Genomic DNA, 15,211 nt, shown 5'->3' with positions numbered 1-15,211 from the left:
GGCACAAGTTAGGGTCAGGCGCATGACAGAGCGCCTGATCAAGCCCCTCGGCCGTGGATTCCTCTTCCTCGACTCGCATCCCGCCGGCTGCGCCCAGATCGTGCGGGGACTGACCGGACAAGTCGAGGCCCGTATGACGGATGCCCGGCCGGTCGCCTTGGTGGTCGGCTCGAGCTCCGGCTACGGGTTGGCCACGACGATCGCCGGGCTGGCCAGGTACGGGATCAACGGGGTCGGGATCTCGTTCGAGAAGGCGCCGACGCACCGGCGTACGGCGACCGCCGGCTGGTATCGCACCGCGGAGACCGCGGCGTACGCGGCCGAGCAGGGCAGCGAGTTCCACTTCGTCAACGCGGACGCGTTCGCCGACACCACGAAGTCCGAGGTGCTCGACCTGATCGCGGAGCGGTTCGGGGGAGTGGACTACCTGATCTACAGCGTCGCCGCGCCGCGCCGGATCGACCCGCGCACGGAGACGACGTACCAGTCGGTGATCAAGGCGATCGGGCAGTCCGCGCAGACCAAGAGCCTCGCGTTCGAGGACGGCGAGCCGGTGCTGCAGGAGGTCGCGATCGAGGTCGCCACCGACGACGAGGTCGCCGAGACCGTCCAGGTGATGGGCGGCGAGGACTGGATCCGCTGGGTGGACGCGCTCGAGGAGCGCAAGCTGCTCAAGGACGGCTTCAGCACGGTCGCGCTGACCTACATCGGTTCCGAGTTGACCGGCCCGATCTACCGGCAGGGCTCGATCGGCGCGGCCAAGGCGCACCTGGAGAAGACGGCACAGGAGCTGCGCGAACGCGACGGCGTAGAAGCCCGTACGTCGGTCAACGGTGCCGCGGTGACCCAGGCATCGTCCGCGATCCCCGGCATCGGGCTGTACGTGAGCCTGCTGCACAAGGTGCTCGGCGACAAGCTCCAAACCCCCATGCAGCAGTCGATCTCGCTGTGGGACCAGCTGACCGGCGACAAGCCGCTCGACCTCGACGAGGACGGCCGCATCCGCCTCGACCGCTGGGAACTCGACCCGGCCGTGCAGGCCACGATGAAGCAGGAGTGGGAAGCGGTCACCGCCGAGAACATCGCCGACGCCACCGACGCCGCCTGGTTCTTCGCCGAGGTCCGCCGCCTCTACGGCTTCGACGTCCCCGGCGTCGACTACGCCGCCGAAACCGAGGTCGACGTCGACTGGCCTGGAAAAGCCTGACCTTCCGGCACTACGAAGTGCCGGATTCGACCCAGATCGAAAGGCTCTATCCGGCCACCCTGCGCGGTCGTACGATCACGTTCCGATCGTAGCCTGAGGTCACCGGGGGAAGTGTCGATGGCGGCCTCGGACTCCCACCGCCCAAGGAGTCTGGTCGATGAAATCGCAGCGTGTTCGCCGCGCCCTGCGCGGAGCCGTCGCGGCAGTCGCCGTGTTCGCCGTCACCGTCACCACCGCCGGAGCCGCCAAGCCGTCCGGCGGCGCTGACCAGCCTGACAAGGATCAGCGAACCCCGCTGGCCGACGTCGCCAAGCCATCGGACCCCCAGGTCCCGGACAAGACCTGGAAGGTCGACACCCACGGCACCTTCAGCGACAAGATCCCGCTCCAGGTCCCCGGTTTCCACCAGATCGCTCCGGACCTGTCGCTGACCTACCAGTCCGCCGAAGAGAACAGCTGGGCCGGCGTGGGCTGGAGTCTGACCGGGGTAGCGGAGATCGAGCGGGCCGGCGTCAATCGCGGCGCCCCGAAGTACGACGCAACCGATATCTACCTGCTCGACGGCCAGGAGTTCGTCCCGTGTGCGACCGGCAGCGTCAGCCCGAGCTGTACGACGAGTGGCACGCACTCGACCAAGAACGAGAGCTACTCACGCATCGCGCTGAGCGGGACAGGCTCGGCCAGTCGTTGGACGGTCACCGCCAAGGACGGCACCAGGCGGATCTACGCACCCGTGTACACCACCGGCACGGACCTGGTGTTCCGCTGGGGCCTGAGCCAGGTAGTCGACACGGTCGGCAACACCGTCACCTACAACTGGGCCAGTAACCAGTTCGGTTGCTGCTGGGAATCACTCGACTCGATCACCTACAACGGCACGACAGTGAAGCTGTACTACGAGACGCGGCCCGACACCGAGCAGCAAGCCGTCGGCAACGGACTCAGCACTGTGCTCGGCCGGATCAAGACAGTCGACGTGACTGTCGGAGGCAATCGGGTCCGGGCGTACAAGCTGACCTACACGACCAGTGGTGCCACCGCGCGATCGCTGTTGTCGAGTGTGCAGCAGTTCGGCAAGGACGCGGTCGTGGACGCCACCGGCACGATCACCGGCGGTACCAGCCTGCCCGCGACCACGAACGCCTACAAGAACGGCACGATCGCATTCGACCCGGGCGTGACCGACACGACGATGGGCGGCAGCACCGACGCCAGGCATCTCGAGCTGGACGTCAACGGCGACGGCCGGACCGATCTGCTCGAGCTGTATCCGAACCTCACGGTCTTCCAGCGCAAGACCTGGATCTCGAACGGCACCGGATTCACCCTCGCCTCCACCGCGAACGACCTGCCACTGCATGTCGAGAGCCGGTTCCTCACCGGCGACGTCACCGGTGACGGCAAGGCGGACCTGATCGAGATCTACCCCAACGGCCTCGGCTGGGGCCGGCGGCTCTGGATCTCCAACGGCACCGGCTTCACGAAGGCGGCCGCTACCGGCAACTGGACCGGCCGGTACGACGAGAACGGGCGCTTCCTCTCGATGGACGTCAACGGTGACGGGCGGACCGACGTACTGGAGCTCTACTCGTGCGGGATCTTCCCGGTGCACTACTGCCGTGCCACCTGGTTGTCGAACGGCAATGGTTTCACCCGCGCCTCCAATGACACCGGGATCTCCTACGACGACAGCAAGCAGTTCCGCGCCGGCGACTTCAACGGGGACGGCCGGACGGACCTGCTCGAGCTCTCACCAGGGCTGCTCGGCGTCGGCGGCCGCCACCTCTGGCTCTCGACCGGTACCGGCTTCGTCTCCGGAGCAAGCGACAGCGGCATCAACTGGAGCCCGCCGGGTGCGGACGGCAGCGGCAGCCGGTTCCTGATGATGGACCTCAACGGAGACGAGAAGACCGACATGGTCGAGCTCTATCCGTTCCTGACCAGCTATACCCGCAGGGCCTGGATCTCCACCGGCTACGGCTTCACGTTGGCCAGCACGGACACGGCCATGCCGAACGGCAACAGCTCCCAACAACTCGCGATCGACGTGAACGGGGATCAGCGGACAGACCTGGTGGAGCTCGCACCTGGCTTCCTCGGGTTGTCGACGCAGCGCCGGATCTGGTTGTCCACCGGCACCGGCTTCGCGCTGGGTGTCAGCGATCCGACCATGGGCACCTACAACTGTGACAAGAAGGGCGTCTGTACCAGCGAGTTCCTGGGGATGGACGTAAACGGTGACGGGCTCGCCGAGATGGTCGAGCTCCATGCGGCGAATTTCGGGCTCAGCAAGGCCCGCAACATCTGGAAGATCGGCGGACCGGCTCCGGACGCGCTCGCGTCCCGCACCAACGAGTACGGCGCCAAGACCTCGGTGAGCTACAAGCCGTCGTCCGAGTGGTCGAACACCACCAACCGGCAGATCGTCCAGACCGCTACAGCGGTGACTGTTGACGACGGTCGCGGCGGCACGGCGACTACGCAGTACAGCTACACCGGTGGTGCCTACGACTGGTCCGAACGGCAATTCCTGGGGTTCCGGCAGCAGCGGGAGACCGCACCGTGCAACGTGGGTGAAGCAGCCTGCCCGTACACGGAGACCTGGTTCCGGCAGGACCTGGCATCGGTCGGCCTGCCGGAGCGACGCGAACGGCGTACCGGTGACGGCAAGTTGCTCGCGGCAACGGTGCAGGACTACACCACCGACAACAGCGCTCTGCCGCGGACCTCGCTACTCACCGGCACCTGGGAGTACAGCTACGCCGGAGACGGCACGGCTTGCCCGGGTGCGGACTGCAAGCGAAAGTACACCAGCCAGGAGTACAACTCGTACGGCGAAGTGACGCAGCTGGTGGAGCACGGCGACAACGAGCTCGCCGGTGACGAGCGCACGACAGCAACCACGTTCGTACCCAACACCTCGGCGTACGTGGTCAACAAGCCGGCAGTGGTGACGAAGTACCAGGGAGTCGGTACTGCGGGGGCCAAGCTCACTGAGACGCGCAGCTACTACGACAGCGCTCCCGACTGGAAGCAGGCGCCCTCGAAGGGGCTGGAGACCAGGAACAGCAAGTGGCTCTCGACGACCAACTCGTACGCCGATACGCGTCAGGAGTACGACACCTTCGGCAATGTGACCGCGTTGATCGATCAGCTCGGTGCGCGCACCACACTTGCCTGGGACTCGACGTATCACCAGTTCCAGACCTCGGAGACAAACGCCTTGTCCCAGCAGGTCACAGCAGCCTGGGACGTCACCTGCGCCGCACCGACCTTGGTACGCAAGCCCGGCAACCTCGACACCACGGTCTCGTACGACGCCCTGTGCCGACGGGCTGAGATGACCGAGCCGGGCGGCAAGTTCGAGCGGTACTCCTGGGTGAACGTGGGCGACGCGGCTACGCAGTACGTGCAAACCGAGCGTCCGCCGGCTGACGGCACTCCGCAGTGGAACCGCCGCTACATCGATGGTCTGCAACGGACCTGGCGTACGGCGACCAAGGGGCCGGACGCCGCCACCGGGGACATCTATGTCGACACCACGTTCAACGCCCGCGGACTGGTCGGGGCAAAGACAGCGGAGTACTACTGGGTCTCCGGCCAACCACAGCCGACTACCTACCCGACAGTGACGGCCTACGACGCCCTCGACCGGATTACGAAGGTGACCGCACCGGGCGGCGCCGCCCAGACCAAGAGCTACGGCCTCTGGTCCACCACAGAGACGGACGAGCGTGGACACGCGGTCACAGAGAAGGTGAATGCCTTTGACAAGCGCGTGGCCAGTACGGAGCAGGTCAACGGCATCGGCCGTACTGCGGCCTACGTGTTCGACGGCAACGACAACCTGGTGCAGTCGACCGATCCCGACGGCAACGTGATCGCCTACACCCGCGACTCGAACGGCAATGCCACCAAGGTGGTGGACCCGGACTCAGGAGTCACCACCTACGAGTGGGACGCCGCCGGGCGACTGACTGCCCAGACGGACGCGAAGAACCAGCGGACCACCTTCAGCTACGACGCACTCGGCCGCAAGACGTCGCAGACCAGCAGAGCCGGTACTGCGTCGTCAGTCACCTCGACCTGGACCTATGACCAAGCCCGGTCGGGCTACTACAACGTCGGTCAACTCACCACGCTGACTGACTCGGCCGGGACCAGGACGTCCGACTACGACAACGCGGGGCGGGTCGCCAAGTCTGTCCGAACGATCGACGGTACGGCCTACACGTTCGAGTACGGCTTCGACGCGGGAGACCGGCCACTCTGGACCACGTATCCCGACGGCTACACCGTTGGCACCGAGGCAGCGCCGCTGCGGTACGACGGAGCCGGACGACTGGTGTCCATCCCGGGTGTCGTGACTGCCGCGCGCTACACGGCAGCGGGGAAGCTCGTCGGTCTGGACAACGCCAACGGGACGGCAACCACGATCGCAATCGACCCGGAACGCGGCTGGGTGACTGGAATCACGACGATGGCGGGAGGTACCGCAGTACAGGACAACAACTACACGCGTGATGCCAAGGGCAACGTCACCAAGGTGACCAGCCCGTTCGCCGGCGAGAGCTGGACCTACGGGTACGACGAGGCGGAGCAGCTCACTGCCTCGACCGGTGCGGCCGGCCAGACAACGGCCTACGACGGCACCGGCAACATCACGTCGAACTCGCGGCTGGGTTCCTACACCTACTCGGCCTCTCGGCCGCATGCCGTGGCGACCGCGGGCTCCAATAGCTACACCTATGACGCAGCAGGTCTGATGACCGCTGGTGGTGGGCGCACGCTCACCTGGGACGGTGAGAACCGGCTGGCCTCGGTGACGAAGAGCGGAAGCACCACCACCTTCACCTACGACGGCGAAGGCGCTCGGATCCAGTCCGTGGAGGGTGGAATCACCAGGCGTTACCTGGGCGACGACTACGAGGTGGAGGTCGCGAGTGGCACGGCGACGAAGTACATCTCTGTGGCCGGGCAGCTGGTGGCGCGGGTGGACGGCAGCACGAAGTACTGGGTGCACACCGACCAGCAGGGCTCTGTGCAGGCAGTGACGGATGCCTCGGGCAACGAGGTGCACCGGAAAAAGTACGCCGCCTTCGGAAAGGTGCTCTCGGTAACCGGCCCGCTGACGAGGGAGGCCCGTGGGTTCACCGCGCAACGTCAGGAGGACAGCACCGGGCTGCTGTATCTGCACTCCCGGTACTACGACCCGGAGCTTGGCCGCTTCATCTCGCCGAACCCAGTGATCGACGGCGACGACACGATCGGCCTGAACCGGTACACGTATGCGGCCAACAACCCGGTGAGCAATGCAGACCGGACCGGCCTGGACTGCTCCAAGGGCGACGCGAAATGCGATCGCAACAACTGGCACAACTACGGGCAGCAGAAACACCTCGACTACTCCTGCGGACCGGCCGCAGTCCGGGTGGCCCTGGATGCGCAAGGTGTGGTTGTCGACGACGAGTCGGACCTCTACGGGCCGCTGGGAACCACGACCAACGGAACGGACTCGATCGGCGGCAACATCGTTCCGTTCCTCAACGCCAGGCTCAACACGACCTTCTACGAAGCCAAGGACATCCCCGGGAGCAAGGCCGACCAGGAGCACATCGATCGGCTCAAGGCTGACATCGTGACCGACATCAACGCCAACCGTCCGATCGTGGCGAACGTGACGATCGGCGCCGCCCAGGACACCGACGGCGACTACCACCAGTACGGCGGGCACTACATCACCATCGTCGGCTACGACGATTACGGCAACAAGGCGCACATCTACGACTCGGCGGACGTGAACCGCGTTTACCAGTACTGGATGACCACCGACAACCTTGCCACCTGGATCGCGGGCAAGGGATACGCCGGGTGACTAGAGGGGTTTGAAGGAGACGAGTTCTAGGACTAGGGCGCCGGCTTCGTCGGAGGCGTCGAGGTCGACGGTGGCGGTGATGCGCCAGTCGTGGTTGCCCTCGGGGTCGTCGATGATCTGCTGGACCTCCCAGTAGCCGGGGTGCTCCTCGACCATGAACAGGGCCGGTCCACGGGCGGCCGGTCCTGTTCCGAGGGTGGAGTGCTCGGCGTAGTACGCCGTACCGGCTTCTGCCCAGCGGCCCGCGTCCCAGCCGGACTCCTGGTCGAGCTGACCGAGTTCGGCCCAGCGGTGCAGCGCGACGAGCTCGACGCGGCGGAACATCGCGTTGCGGACGAGGACCCGGAAAGCCCTGCTGTTCAAGGTGATCCGGCGCGGGCCGGCCGGGACCGGCGCGACGATCTCGTCGGTGGTCGGGTTGGTCAGCTCCTCCCACTCGTCGAGCAGGCTGGAGTCGGTCTGCCGGACCACCTCGCCGAGCCACTCGATCAGGTCGGTGAGATCCTCGTTGACCTTGTCGGGCGGGACGGTCTGGCGGAGCGCCTTGTAGGTGTCGGACAGATACCGCAGGACGACGCCTTCGGAGCGCGCGAGCCCGTAGTACTGGATGAACTCGCCGAACGTCATCGCCCGCTCGAACATGTCCCGTACGACAGACTTCGGCGACAACCCGGCGTCGGCGATCCACGGGTGCGTCTGCCGGTACATCTCGAACGTTGCCTCGAGCAACTCTTCGAGCGGCTTCGGCCAGCTGATCTCCTCGAGCAGCTCCATCCGTTCGTCGTACTCGATGCCGTCGGCCTTCATCCCCTGCACGGCCTCGCCCTTGGCGTGGTGCAGCTGCGCGAGCAGAACCGCGCGCGGGTCCTCCAAGGTCGCCTCGATGATCGAGACGACATCGAGCGCGTACGTCGGGTCCTCGGGATCGAGCAGGTCGAGGGCGGCCAGCGCGAACGTCGACAGCGGCTGGTTGAGGCTGAAGTCCTTCTGCAGATCGACCGTCAGCCGGAGCGTCCGGCCGAACTCGTCGGGTTCGTCGAGGCGCTCGACGACGCCGGCCGTGAGCAGCGTGCGGTAGATCTGGATCGCGCGGCGGATCAGCCGGATCTGCGCCCGGGAGTCCTCATGGTTGTCCTGGAGGAGGTGTCGCATGCTGGAGAACGCGTCGCCGTCGCGGGCGATCACGTTCAGCAGCATCGCGTGGCTGACCCGCATCCTGCTCTGCAGCGCTTCGGGCTCGGCCGCGACGAGGCGGTCGAAGGTGTCCTCGCCCCAGGTGACGAATCCCTCCGGCGGCTTCTTCCGCTGCACCCGCCGCTGCTTCTTCGGGTCGTCGCCGGCCTTGGCGAGCAGCCTGACGTTCTCCACGACGTGATCCGGCGCCTGGACGACGACGGTGCCGGACGTGTCGTACCCGGCGCGGCCTGCGCGACCAGCGATCTGGTGGAACTCACGCGCCTTGAGGATCCGCTGCCGGCGTCCGTCGTACTTGCTCAGTGCCGTCAACAGCACCGTGCGGATCGGGACGTTGATCCCGACGCCGAGGGTGTCGGTGCCGCAGATCACCTTCAGCAGACCGGCCTGCGCGAGCTGCTCCACCAACCGCCGGTACTTCGGAAGCATGCCGGCGTGGTGGACACCGATCCCGTGCATGATGAGCCGCTGCAGGGTCTTGCCGAAGCCGGGGCTGAACCGGAAGTGCCCGATCAGCTCCTTGATCTTGTCCTTCTCCTCCTTCGTCGCCACGTTGATGCTGGTCAGCGCCTGGGCGCGTTCCAGGGCGGACGCCTGGGTGAAGTGGACGACGTACACCGGTGCCTGGTGGGTGACGAGGAGCTCGGTGAGCGTCTCGTGCAGGGGAGTGGTGACGTACTTGTAGATCAGCGGAACCGGGCGCTCGCCGGACGACACGATCGAGGTCGGTCGGCCGGTACGCCGGTTCAGGTCGATCTTGAACCGCTCGACGTCACCGAGGGTCGCGGACATCAGGATGAACTGCGCCTTCGGCAACTCCAGTAGCGGCACCTGCCAGGCCCAGCCGCGATCGGGTTCGGAGTAGAAATGGAACTCGTCCATCACCACCTGGCCGACGTCGGCGTCCGATCCTTCCCGGAGCGCGATGTTCGCCAGCACCTCCGCCGTACAGCAGATGATCGGCGCCCCGGCGTTCACCGACGCGTCGCCGGTGAGCATGCCGACCTTGTCCGCCCCGAAGATGTCACAGAGCGCGAAGAACTTCTCCGACACCAGCGCCTTGATCGGTGCCGTGTAGAACGTCCGCACCCCGTTCGCCAACGCCGCGAAGTGCGACCCGGTCGCCACCAGCGACTTCCCCGACCCGGTAGGCGTCGACAAAATGACGTTGGCCCCCGTCATCACCTCGATCAACGCCTCTTCCTGCGCCGGGTACAACGAAATCCCCTGCTCACCCACCCACGCCGCAAACGCGTCATACAGCGCATCAGGCCCAACAGTCCCCGGCAACATCTCAGTAAGCGTCATCCCCCCCATTCTCCCGCATCCCCACCACCCCACCGCCCACCCGCTTGACCCTGCCCGGCACCCCGAGATCCAGCCGACCTCCCCCCGGTGAGTGGGCCACTGACCCGATATTCGCCCGACACCGCGAAATAACCGTGTCAGTGGCCGAAAACCCCTCCACCGGCCGCACTCAACCCGCCTTCGTCGAACGAGCTAAGCACCGTCCACCGCCTAGCCCCTGACATCCCGAGCCGCTGAGCCACATGCCAGACAAACAGCCGCCCTATGTCCCGATCGACAGGAAATGCTGGCGTTCGGCGCCGTCTCGCCCTGCATCTCCCATCCCACCTCGCCTATCCAGCCCCAGCACGACCACCCACGGTGGCTCGGCCCCCACCCCGGCTGACCTCCAGACCGGAGAGATCCGCGCCCGAGGTCCAGGCCGACTCGGGGGTGAGCGGGCGTAGTACGTCGTACCAGCCGGGGAACTCGTGAGCTGTCTGGTACGACGCAGGCGACGTCCTCAGCCGTACGCCGCGGCCGGCCAAAGCAGCAGCAAAATCCGAGTACTGCGCAGCCGTCATCATCCAGCCTCGATAAACAGCATCCTCCGAAGCCGGTACTCCAGCGACAGCATCGGCCGGCCGATCGAGCGCGTCGTGGTCGATGCGCGCGACCTCGACCCCAGCCGAGCGGGCAGCATCAGCCTGCGGTTTGAAGTGGGGATCGACCCGGCGGGGGTTCAGCGGATCACACGGCACGAGCAGCAGCATGGTCCGGATTGTCCCCGCCGGGTCGCGCCGGCGCCTCTGGTTTAGCCCGGGGTTTGGTCGATCACCACGTCGTCGAAGTTGATGGTCCAGGTTTTGGCGGCGGTGTCGCCCAGCTGGATTCGGGAGATGGGGGTGGTGCCGGTGTTGGCGGTCCACGGGGTGCCGCGTTGGGTGCCGTTGAGGTAGAGGGTCCAGGTGGTGGCGGTGCCGACGGTGCCGCAGAGTTCGACGGTCTGCCAGGTGTTGAGGGGGACCGTGACGCCGGAGGAGCGCTGCGTCCCGGCCGCGTCGGAGCGCAGCCAGAGCACCCGGTTGGCGTCCAGGTAGACGCGGATGATGCCGCCATCCGTCGCCGTCCGGAAGCGCAGCAGATCAATGCTCGCCCCCACCGACGCAGCCCGGATCTTCGTGCTGAAACACGCATTCGTATAGCTGGCCCCCAACATCCGGTACGCCGATGCGCGAGCCGCCGTGGGATTGCCGCGCACGCTCGGGGGAGCCGTTGCGCCCTGGCTCGAGTCCACCGTGAGCCCGGTGTTCGTCCACCCGGTGAGCCCATCGGTGAAGTCCGTCGAGTAGATCGCCGACGACGCCTCCTGGACCGTGATAGGCAAGGACGCCTCGCTCTCGGCGGAAACGTTGCCCGCGGCATCCAATGCCGTCACCCAGTACGTATGCGTCGACCCGGCCGTGAGCCCGGTCCGCTGATAGCTCACCGAGGACGCGGAGGAAGTCACCTCAGCCACCTGATTCGTGGGGGAGTCCTCAAAGAGCCGGTAGCGCAACGAAGTACTGATGTCGTCCGTCGATCCCGCCCATGTCAGGTTGATCGTCGAACTCGAGTTGCTCACCCCAGCCGGAACGCCTGGTGCAGAAGGCGGAGTCGTATCAGGTTCACTCACCACTGCAGGAACCATGGCGATCGTGTGGTCCCGCCCTGCCGAGACATCAGCGACCCCGGTGATTCCACCCACCGTGACGGCGGTGGTCCGGTTGACGAGGGTGCCGTCGCCGAGTTGGCCGCTGGTGTTCCATCCCCACGCCCGCAGTGCTCCGCCTGCGACCACCGCGACGCTGTGTTGCCGGCCCGCTGCGATCGCCGTTGCCCCGGTCACCCCGGTCACTGCCACGGACGTCGTACGGCGGGTCGTCGTGCCGTCACCCAATTGTCCCTCGGTGTTCGACCCCCAGGATCGGAGGAGCCCGGAGCTCAACCGCACCAGGGAGTGATAGGCGCCGGCGGCAACTTCCACCGCGCCCGAAACGCCGCTCACCTGCACAGGCGACAACCTGTTCGTCAGTGTTCCGTCGCCGACCTCGCCCTGGGTGTTGTCGCCCCAACCCCAGACCGTTCCGTCGGAGCGAACCGCCAACCCGTGGTCGCGCCCGCCCGTGATGGCGGTGATGTCGGTCAGCGACCCGACCCGCACCGGCCGCGTACGCATCGTTGTCGTGCCGTCGCCCAGCTGCCCGGTGTCGTTCAGGCCCCAGGCCCAGACCGTGCCGTCCGAGCGCAGCGCGTAGCTCATGTCGCGTCCGCCGGCGATCGCGATCACGTCGGTCAGCGGACTCACCGCGACCGGAGTTCGCTGCGCGCTCGTCGTCGCGCCGTTGCCTAACTGACCGAACGAGTTGTACCCCCACCCGCGAACAGTCCCGTCCGCGAGCAGGGCAAGGCTGTGATAGTGCCCGCCCGCGATGTCGACCACGTTGCTGAGGCCACCGACCTGCACCGGCGACAGCCGATTGGTCACGGTTCCGTCGCCCAGTTGCCCCATCTCGTTGAAGCCCCAGGTCCAGACCGTCCCGTCGGAGCGCAACGCGATGGAATGCTCGCGGCCCGCCTCGACCTCGAGCACGTTGGTCAGCGAGTTGAGCGCCGCCGCGGATGATCGGTTGGTCGTCGTCCCGTTCCCCAGCTGACCTGTCCCGTTGCCGCCCCACGTCCAGGCCGCTCCCGGATCGACAGCCTGGGCCTCGATCGGTTGCAGCACGCCCGCCAGCAGGCAGCCGACAGCGAAAATCCCCCAACGCAGCTTCATAGCGCGTCCCCTCCCCTTGGGGACCGTTGTACCCGGGCCCGGTCCCATCCGTCCAGCACGGAGCGACCCAACGACCCGGCCGCCGCGGTCACCTACCCGCCCGCCCACCAGACAGTGAGCGAGCCCCACCAGACAGTGAATGCAGGGTTCACCAGAAACTCACATGCAACCAAAGGTTGCGCAATCGGGGTGACCTGTTCTAGAGTCACTTGCATCACGCAAGTCCAATCAGCAGCGAAAGAGAGAAGACCATGAGCGACTTCACGATGACCACCACCATCGCCGGTACGCCGGCCGACGTCTTCGCCGCGATCCTCGACACCCGCGCCTGGTGGAACCAGGCGATCGACGGCCCGACCGCCGCACCGGGTGACGAGTTCGGCTTCGAGGTCGAGGGTCTGCACAAGATCCGGCTCCGGGTCACCGAGGTGACCCCGGACAGCCGGGTCGAGTGGCTCGTCCTCGAGAACAACTTCAGCTTCGTCAACGACCAGAGCGAGTGGGTCGGCGACCGGATGGTCTTCGACCTCACCCCCGTCGACGGTGGCACCGCGGTCACCTTCACGCAGTACGGGCTGGTGCCGGAGCTCGAGTGCTACGACGTCTGTTCGAACGCTTGGGCCTTCTTCGTCCGCGACAGCCTCCGCCTGCTCGCCGAGGAGGGCAAGGGCAAGCCGGAGACCCACGCCGGCGAGGCCGAGACCGCCCCCCGGGCCCGCGCAGCCGCCGAAGCCCTCACCGCCTGAAAACAACACGCCACAAACAGCAGGGCCCGGATGAAGATCCGGGCCCGCTGCTTGCTAGGACATTCCAGGTCCAGGCGTCGCCATGATGGCGCCAGGCTTGGGTGCCTCGTGGCAGGTCTCGCACTCCAAGTGCTGCCGGATCGCCCCGCCACACTGCGCATGCTGATACCTGATCGGCGGCCCCTCCGGAGCGGCGTACCGATCACCCCACGCACTCAACGCCAAAATCACCGGCTCAAGATCCTGCCCCTTGGCCGTCAGAACATATTCCTGTACGCCGTCCGCGGCCGCCCGCAACTCCATCAACCCGCTCTCGATGAACCACTCGAGCCGGGCCTGGAGAATGTTCGTCGCGATCCCCAAGGACCGCTGGAACTGGTTGAACCGCCGGGACCCCGCATACATCGCGTTCCGCAGAATCAGCAGGCTCCAGCGCTCGCCGATCACCTCCAGCGCCCGCGCCGCCGAACAATTCTCCCGCTCGTAAGCCCGCCCCAGCATCCGCCTCAACTCCCTCCGAAGCCCACTTGCATCATGCTAGCGCGAAGCGGCTCCGAACCACCGGGACAACTGAGGCACCATCGACTCCTGCGAGTCACCCACCCACACCACATGGCCATCCGGCCGCAGCAGAACCGCCGGGAAGCCCAGCTCCTCACTCACATCGACCACAAGATCGACCCGATCCGCCCAACCCTCGACAGACAGCTGACCGCTCTGGTCAAGCAGCAGCCCGCGCCCAGCGTGCATCAGCTCGAACAGCCGCCCGCGCTTCAGCTCCACATCCCGCAGCCGCCGCCCGACCAACTCATGCTCGGAGTCCCCGAAGTCGTAACGGATCCCGACCGACATGATCATCTCGATCAGGTACTTGTTCACGTCCTCGAAGTCCATCAGCTTGGTCATCAACCGGCGCATCGCCTGATGCCCCGGCGCCGGATCCATCAACACCGTCTGCGCCCGGGTGTTGTCCAGCACCATCTGCGCGACCGGATACCGCTCGTCGTGATACGTATCCAGCAATCCCTCAGGTGCCCATCCCTTCACCGTCGCGGCCAATTTCCAGCCGAGGTTGAAGGCATCCTGCACACCAAGGTTCAACCCTTGCCCACCAAGCGGCGGGTGAATGTGCGCCGCATCCCCAGCCAGCAGCACCCGACCGGTCCGATACTGCTCGACCAACCGCGTCGCATCACCGAACCGCGACAACCACCGAGGCGAGTGGATCCCGAGATCGGTCCCGGCCGTCACCTGCATCTGCTGCTGGAACTCTTCGAACGTCGGCGCGACCTGACGATCCTCGGCCAGCCCAGCAGCCGGTACGACGACGCGGTACACCCCGTCGCCGAGCGGCATCGCCCCGAACATCCGCTGCGTCTTGTGCACCTCGGTGTTCACCGCCATCACCTCGTCGAGCGACGCGGTCAACGACATCTCACCGAGCAACGTCTCCCAGGTCGCCGGTTCGCCAGGGAAGGCGACGCCGAGCAACTTCCGCACCGTACTGCGGCCGCCGTCGCAACCAACGAGCCAACGCGACTGCAGCTGACTACCATCGGCCAACTCGACTGTCACCGCATCCGGAGATTGCGAAAGCCCGACCACCTCGGCACCACGCCGGATCTCGGCGCCGGCCTCGGCAGCATGCTCGGCCAGCAGCCGATCGGTGATGGGCTGGAAGATCCCGAGTGTGTAGGGGTAAGTGGTGTCCAGCTCGGGCGCCGGCTTCGTGATGCCGGCGAAGAACCCGTACTGGCCGCCGATCGGATACTTCGTGCCGAGTGCCTCGAACCGGTCCAGCAGCCCCCGCTGGTCCAGCACCTCCGCCGTCCGCGCGTGCATACCGAGCGCACGGACGATCGGCGACGGCTCCGCGAGTCGTTCCAGCACCAGCACCTGGACGTCGTGCAGCCGCAGTTCGGCCGCGAGCATCATGCCGGTCGGTCCGCCACCCGCAATGATCACGTCAAACAAAAGGAACCCCGATCCCCTGAATCAGCAGCCGGCGATTCCGGCTACGGGCAGTGATTCTCCGGAGAATTCGGGGGTTGCGGCAAGTCCCCCCATGGGTTATACCTTGGGTAGGG

The 15,211-nt window shown here is 66.4% G+C and carries 8 protein-coding genes; 3 read left to right on the top strand and 5 right to left on the bottom strand.

Annotated features, from left to right (window positions below):
* Positions 1–22: 22 nt before the first annotated feature.
* Both fabV and ABZ004_RS15790 read left to right on the top strand, forming a co-directional pair.
* Positions 23–1,207 (top strand): enoyl-[acyl-carrier-protein] reductase FabV, encoded by a 1,185-nt coding sequence (gene fabV, locus ABZ004_RS15795; RefSeq protein ID WP_355680562.1) that lies wholly within the window; start codon positions 23–25, stop codon positions 1,205–1,207.
* A gap of 157 nt (positions 1,208–1,364) precedes the next feature.
* Positions 1,365–7,082, top strand: coding sequence for an RHS repeat-associated core domain-containing protein (locus ABZ004_RS15790; RefSeq protein ID WP_355680561.1), 5,718 nt, complete (start codon positions 1,365–1,367; stop codon positions 7,080–7,082).
* On the opposite strand, the gene ABZ004_RS15785 is transcribed toward ABZ004_RS15790, so the two are convergent.
* The 3 genes from ABZ004_RS15785 to ABZ004_RS15775 all read right to left on the bottom strand — a co-directional run bounded on the left by ABZ004_RS15785 (position 7,083) and on the right by ABZ004_RS15775 (position 12,378).
* Entirely contained in the window at positions 7,083–9,584 is a 2,502-nt protein-coding gene (locus ABZ004_RS15785; protein WP_355680560.1) for a DUF3516 domain-containing protein, read from the bottom strand. It lies immediately after the preceding gene.
* A gap of 332 nt (positions 9,585–9,916) precedes the next feature.
* Positions 9,917–10,336, bottom strand: a complete 420-nt coding sequence (locus ABZ004_RS15780; protein WP_355680559.1) for a hypothetical protein — start codon at positions 10,334–10,336, stop codon at positions 9,917–9,919.
* Positions 10,337–10,377: 41 nt separating this feature from the next.
* On the bottom strand, positions 10,378–12,378 hold the full coding sequence (locus tag ABZ004_RS15775; protein WP_355680558.1) for a hypothetical protein: 2,001 nt from the start codon (positions 12,376–12,378) through the stop codon (positions 10,378–10,380).
* Positions 12,379–12,629: 251 nt separating this feature from the next.
* Here ABZ004_RS15775 and ABZ004_RS15770 point away from each other — a divergent pair, with 251 nt between their 5' ends.
* Positions 12,630–13,124, top strand: a complete 495-nt coding sequence (locus tag ABZ004_RS15770) for an SRPBCC domain-containing protein (RefSeq protein ID WP_355680557.1) — start codon at positions 12,630–12,632, stop codon at positions 13,122–13,124.
* Positions 13,125–13,178: 54 nt separating this feature from the next.
* Here ABZ004_RS15770 and ABZ004_RS15765 read toward each other — a convergent pair whose 3' ends face one another.
* Both ABZ004_RS15765 and rox read right to left on the bottom strand, forming a co-directional pair.
* The gene (locus ABZ004_RS15765; protein WP_355680556.1) at positions 13,179–13,625 is read right to left on the bottom strand and encodes a helix-turn-helix domain-containing protein; all 447 of its coding nucleotides are present in this window, start codon (positions 13,623–13,625) and stop codon (positions 13,179–13,181) included.
* A 36-nt stretch (positions 13,626–13,661) separates the two neighbouring features.
* On the bottom strand, positions 13,662–15,089 hold the full coding sequence (rox, locus tag ABZ004_RS15760) for a rifampin monooxygenase (protein ID WP_355680699.1): 1,428 nt from the start codon (positions 15,087–15,089) through the stop codon (positions 13,662–13,664).
* Positions 15,090–15,211 lie beyond the last annotated feature (122 nt).

It is taken from the genome of Kribbella sp. NPDC006257 (assembly GCF_040613535.1).
Taxonomy (GTDB): Bacteria; Actinomycetota; Actinomycetes; order Propionibacteriales; family Kribbellaceae; genus Kribbella.
This window is presented reverse-complemented; position numbering and strand designations above follow the sequence as displayed.

Excerpts from the sequence above, each read along its gene's own strand:
- fabV (WP_355680562.1), top strand. The coding sequence starts at position 23 with ATGACAGAGCGCCTGATCAAGCCCCTCGGCCGTGGATTCCTCTTCCTC.
- ABZ004_RS15790 (WP_355680561.1), top strand. The coding sequence starts at position 1,365 with ATGAAATCGCAGCGTGTTCGCCGCGCCCTGCGCGGAGCCGTCGCGGCA.
- ABZ004_RS15785 (WP_355680560.1), bottom strand. The coding sequence starts at position 9,584 with ATGACGCTTACTGAGATGTTGCCGGGGACTGTTGGGCCTGATGCGCTG.
- ABZ004_RS15780 (WP_355680559.1), bottom strand. The coding sequence starts at position 10,336 with ATGCTGCTGCTCGTGCCGTGTGATCCGCTGAACCCCCGCCGGGTCGAT.
- ABZ004_RS15775 (WP_355680558.1), bottom strand. The coding sequence starts at position 12,378 with ATGAAGCTGCGTTGGGGGATTTTCGCTGTCGGCTGCCTGCTGGCGGGC.
- ABZ004_RS15770 (WP_355680557.1), top strand. The coding sequence starts at position 12,630 with ATGAGCGACTTCACGATGACCACCACCATCGCCGGTACGCCGGCCGAC.
- ABZ004_RS15765 (WP_355680556.1), bottom strand. The coding sequence starts at position 13,625 with ATGCTGGGGCGGGCTTACGAGCGGGAGAATTGTTCGGCGGCGCGGGCG.